This is a genomic window from Roseburia sp. 1XD42-69 (assembly GCF_003612565.1).
Classification (GTDB): Bacteria; Bacillota; Clostridia; order Lachnospirales; family Lachnospiraceae; genus Roseburia_B.
The window spans coordinates 1-5289 of record NZ_RAZG01000129.1 but is presented as its reverse complement, the minus strand read 5'-3'; the positions used below and the strand labels follow the sequence as shown (position 1 = coordinate 5289).

Annotated in this window: 5 protein-coding genes; all 5 read left to right on the top strand. The window is 30.0% G+C overall.

What is annotated here, in order from left to right:
• The first annotated feature begins 252 nt into the window (after nucleotides 1-252).
• The 5 genes from D7Y06_RS23860 to D7Y06_RS23840 all read left to right on the top strand — a co-directional run bounded on the left by D7Y06_RS23860 (nucleotide 253) and on the right by D7Y06_RS23840 (nucleotide 5150).
• Nucleotides 253-783, top strand: a complete 531-nt coding sequence (locus tag D7Y06_RS23860; protein WP_120410000.1) for a hypothetical protein — start codon at nucleotides 253-255, stop codon at nucleotides 781-783.
• An 81-nt stretch (nucleotides 784-864) separates the two neighbouring features.
• Nucleotides 865-1434: a hypothetical protein gene (locus D7Y06_RS23855; protein ID WP_120409999.1), complete on the top strand. Its 570-nt coding sequence runs from the start codon at nucleotides 865-867 to the stop codon at nucleotides 1432-1434.
• Between the two features lie 13 nt (nucleotides 1435-1447).
• The gene (locus D7Y06_RS23850) at nucleotides 1448-2914 is read left to right on the top strand and encodes a hypothetical protein (RefSeq protein WP_147415767.1); all 1467 of its coding nucleotides are present in this window, start codon (nucleotides 1448-1450) and stop codon (nucleotides 2912-2914) included.
• Between the two features lie 326 nt (nucleotides 2915-3240).
• A complete protein-coding gene (locus tag D7Y06_RS23845) occupies nucleotides 3241-4023 on the top strand; it encodes a hypothetical protein (RefSeq protein ID WP_120409997.1) in 783 nt (260 codons plus the stop codon).
• Between the two features lie 200 nt (nucleotides 4024-4223).
• Complete coding sequence (locus D7Y06_RS23840; RefSeq protein ID WP_147415766.1) at nucleotides 4224-5150, top strand: hypothetical protein; 927 nt, start codon at nucleotides 4224-4226, stop codon at nucleotides 5148-5150.
• Nucleotides 5151-5289 lie beyond the last annotated feature (139 nt).

The window sequence follows — 5289 nt, the reverse complement described above, 5'->3', positions numbered from 1 at the left end:
TTCGAGAAATCTATAATCTATCAAAATCCCTATTATTTATGGCGGTGAATAGCCTTTGATTGAGCTAAAAATCCAATGAATCAATCATGCTGCAACTGAATACAGACAGAGTTTATTTGTGTGCAAAAAATTAGATATGCATACTTTTATTAATTGTGTTCATTTGTGTACAAAATTTAAAAATGCTATGATGAATAGCTTATTTGAGTGCGCACAAAATCAGAAAAATTAAAAGAATTGGAGGAAATTGTTATGAATTTATATGAAGCTCAAAAGAATACGAAAAATAAAGATGAAGAAATGCATGAAAAAGTGTATGGAAAAATGACAAATAAAAATAATGCAACAGAAGGAAAGGAAACAGTTATGCAAGTTACAAAGAAAAATACTTGCATTTTTCCAGAAAAAGAATATAAAGGCTTCGTTACCCGAAGAGAATTTATCAATAGAACAGGCGTATTTGTTTCAGCAGTTCATTTTGAAATTATTTACGAAAAATTTAAAGAATTGCGTGTTTCAGCAGATGAATTTGTCAGAGATTACATAGATAAATATTCTGATTGCATTATTTCAGATAAAAATAATTTAGTACATTTTGAGATAAATGATAATGAAGTCAGTGCGGTAGGGTGTTATGCAAATTCAGTAGAATCAGATGAATTGAATGTATTAGATTTGCTTTATAATATGTCTGAATCTGCTGAATATTATAGGACTAAATTATTTGAGGTAAGAAAACAGGCTAAAGATTTATGTAATGCTGCAAAATCAATAGAAAAATAATAAAATAAACTGTATTTCTTTTGGATGGGTTGTTAGTGTGACAGCCTATCCAGAATTAAAAATAGAGGGAGGAATCATATTATGCCAAGAACAAAAGGAACAACTGCTACAAACAAAGCATCTAAAACAAAACTAAAATCCACAAAACCTACAGAATCAAATATAACAGAAACTCCTAAATATTCAGAAGTTGTTTTGAATTATTGTAGAAATGGGAATTTAGGATTTTCAACAGTGCATGAAACAGTTGATATTTCTTTTTTAACCAGAAAGAAATTGACTGGAAAGATTACAACACTATTCCATCTTATAAGACAAACGGAAGTATGCAAAGACCTTGATTCTGGCAGAACCGCAACATTTCAAATAGATGGCAGACCAGTAATAAGCGTTACTCAAAAAGCGAATGATTATGAGAATCAGGTTTTTACATTAACAAAATATAGGAAAGATGGTTCAAAGCAAAGTACACGGAAATACTCTTTCAACAAAGCAAAGAATCTGATTCTTGATGTTTTTGGATTTGAAACGAAAATTAATGAAGATGAGGATGCGGAAGAACCAGAAACCAGTAATGTAGATATGAATATGCTGCCTGAATCTGAAAGCTTTGAGGATGATATAGACAATGAATATGCTGATATGGAGTAAGGGGGGGGTGGTTATGACTACAGAAATTATGAAACAAAATATAATAAATTCCATTCTGGATTTAGAAGCAGACAATCCATATAAAAAGCAGCTACTTGAAATTATGGAAAATCATGATAAAGGGAAACTGACGGATATAGAATCATATTTGCTAATCAATGATATTCTTGTAAAGTATGATTCTAATGTTTTAATCCCAAAAGAGCAAAAAGCTATTGAGGAAACCAGAAAATCTGAAACAGAGAAAACATATGGATTATCACCTAATGTAACTATATTCAATCCAGAAGATGCCACAGAAGTTGCAGTAAAAACTAAAACGGAAATAGGGCAGATATTTATAAAAGGGCGAAAAGAGCTTATTAGAACTATCGGAGTAGAAAATCTTAATATGAAAGATAGAGAAGGAAACTTAATAACAGACTTACAAAAAATATCCAAAGGAAAACGAAAAGGCGAAGCAGATGAAATCATAAACCAGTATTATGATATTCAAAACAGACCTGATTTAAAGCAGTACGCCATACAAATAGCAGATATTTTTGAAATTCCGCATTATATAGAAAAAGAAGATGGCAGGGGCAAAAATGGATTTTATATAGAGAATATTAAACCTATCATGATTTACTATTTACTGCAAAAAGATGAAAATGTCATATATACAAGTGTTGAAGAATTAGCTTGTTTTGTCGGATTAGTCACTAAAAATTATAAAAAAATATCTTTAAAAGAACTGGCAGAAATAAATCCACGGTTTACTGCTGCAATGCTAAATCAATTTTATTATAGGTGTAAGCCTGAATTGGAAAGTGTCATATTCAGAGTGCTAGATTCATTACAAGATGAATATAAAACTTTAAATTATTATAGAAATTACTGCATTTCAATTAATAATGGGGATTGCCATACATCAACAAAAAACGAAGATATTATTATCAGGCAGACAGAGCGTAAAGTTTTGAAAGAGTTTAACGCCAAACGAATATTGACAATCTTTCAAAGGAAACAGCAGAAAAAATTTTATGATAGGGTGTGCGAACAAATTAATGAAACATATGGGTTTAACTGGGTTCGGTACAAAAAGCAGATTCAGATTTTTGCAGACAATGAAGCATTACAAGAAATTATGAATGCTTTAACAAATGAGGATATGATTCATAAAAAGAAAGAAATATCTTCAAGATTTGCAAGAAGAATTATGAACAGAACAAAAAACGAATATGACAGGACAAATAAAAAAGCGGATGAAGTAGAAACGAAATGGGTACAGGAGCAGTTAAAACAACCAGAAATTAAGGAATTAGCTCAATTAGGTTTTGATTATGAAGATGATTTTAGGGAAATGTTTCAATCATTTAGTGATGAATACAGATACCATGATAATTACTTAGATGTGCAAAACAGATTAATAAGTATTATGATTGGTGAACCAGAAATGGATTCAAAGAATGATATACCAGAATTGAAAGGAATCATGTAATGCATCAAAATTATTAGAACAAATGTACGGTTCACTTTCTTATGCGGTATAATAATAATCATTTTCTTATTATACCGTTTTAAAAAGTGAACCGTTGTAAAGACTTGCTTCATTAGGGTTTACAGACATTTTCTCTAAAGAAAGAGGGGTAAGTATACAGAGAAATTTTATAATCCAATATGGTAAAAGTTCTGTTTCCGCTGCAAGCAGCTACAACACACTTTCACTAATTCATTGATTTAAAATAGAAAATGGAATGATGTGTAGTTGTAGCAGAGCGGAAACGGAACAACATTCCCTACAACAGATAGCAGGAGGTTAATACAATGAATAGAAATTTGAATTTAAAAATAAAGGAATCAATACAAACAAAGCAGCTATCAAAGAATCTTTTATTGCTATGTTTGGCTTGTCTGCATGAAAAAATTACATATTCAGAGCGGATAGAAGCAAGATTAGAAAAACAGAGGGATATTATTGCTAAAGCAGCTTTAGAAAACGGCATTGACAGAAAAGAAATTTCTCAAAAGATTGTTACTATACATCAAAAGGATTATCCGAAATTTAAACAGATAACAGCAGTATCAGATATTATTGAAAGCGGTTGTTATGCGTTTATCAGTGGCTTAATCCCAACAAAGGGACATATTCACTTTAAGACAGATGAGGAATTGAAAATTGATTTAGAAAGAAAACCAGTTAAAAAGAAAATTGATGCTGATTCAGAAGGATTTTATGAACTATGTGAGTATGTTGAAAAGCAAATTGTGTATGATTCTCTGACAGAGGACATAAAGAAACTGTTGCAAAAATTGAAAACAAAAACTTATGATTATTCTTTTATCCTCCAAACATTCAAGTTTTACCATACAGATATTGAAAAGGCAGTCCAGAAAAATAAGCCTTTTGAATCGGCATACAGTAAATGTCAATATGTATGCGGAATCATAAAGAAGAAGCTGCCTGAAATGGATGATAGGTTACAGCAGCAGGAGAAAGCAGATGAAAAGATTATAAACATGGATTTCTCTGAATTAAATGATACTGGAGCAAGCTATCAAAGAAAGACGAAAGATGATTGTTCTAAAGTTCTAAATGTTTTGTGGTAGAAGTGATGTAGCAAAACAGGGAGATTATTAGTCAATAAAAGCAAGGTTGTGTTTGAGAATAGAATTTCAAATGCAGCCTTATTTTTTACGATTGTGATAGAGATAATGTGAATGGAAGTAGTAATTTCAAATTTTGCTTGTAATCCGAGTATATAACCATTACAATACAAAAGAATTAGTATTGATATGAGTAGAAATATATGGAAAGGATTAGATTAATGAAAAGGTTTATAGAGAAGATAAAGCATTTCTGTTTTAGCAATAAAGAAATTTCAATAATAGGTATTATGTGCATTTTAATTTCTGTTTCTTATATGATTACATATAATATGCCAGATTATTTTGGAATAGAGCCTTTTTATTCATGGTTAAATAATTTGGCAATAAGCTATATTGCAGCTCTGATTTTTTTTATAGTGCAAGTATATGTTCCAGAGGAAAGAAATAAGAAAAAATGCATGGAGGTTTTAAGAAATAAATTTGTTTCAGTAACGGCTTTTATTGATATATCTGTTATGTTATGCAAAAAGCACATAAAAATAAAAGATAAAGGCGCAGATTTAATATGGAATGGAGATAATGAGAAATTATATATAAAGTATTCCAAAGTTGGGAATGATAAAGCGTTTACTTGCAGAAGTTATACTAAGACTGAAATATTTAGGCTGCAAAATATTTTTGATAGTAAAATTTCAGAAATAAAAAACAGTTCAGTAATAAAGTATTGCGAATATGAATTGCTTGAATTACTATCACAAATAGAAGATGCAAAATTTTTTGATGGTATAAGTTATGTGATTAGGCTTGCAAATACTGAATTAGGATTTCCGAATTTTGGTAATAATTTAACCCAAATTCAAAGTTTGAATGATAAACTGAAAAAAATGTGTTTTATCGAAAACAATTTTCAATTACATGATATTGAAGAATCAGATAAATTCGTCGCAGATTTACCTAGAAAAGATATATCAGAAGAGTTGAAAAGCATTAGAGATTTTAATATTGTACGCATGAAACGCTATATTAAACAACAGTTAGATGAAAAGGGGGTTTCTATATCCGAAGAGATGTTAAATAAAATGAGCGAAGAAGCGGTTGATGCTCAAATGAACAAAGGGAATAAATAATTATGAGATTCACTATTGCTTCTTTTGAGTGAAACCTTTATAATATATACATTAAGGTTTGCACTCTATGTCATGCTACAATATCATTTTCGCTTTTGGCTACAAAAAAATGCAATGTATTTTTCGCTAATCAAAAGAT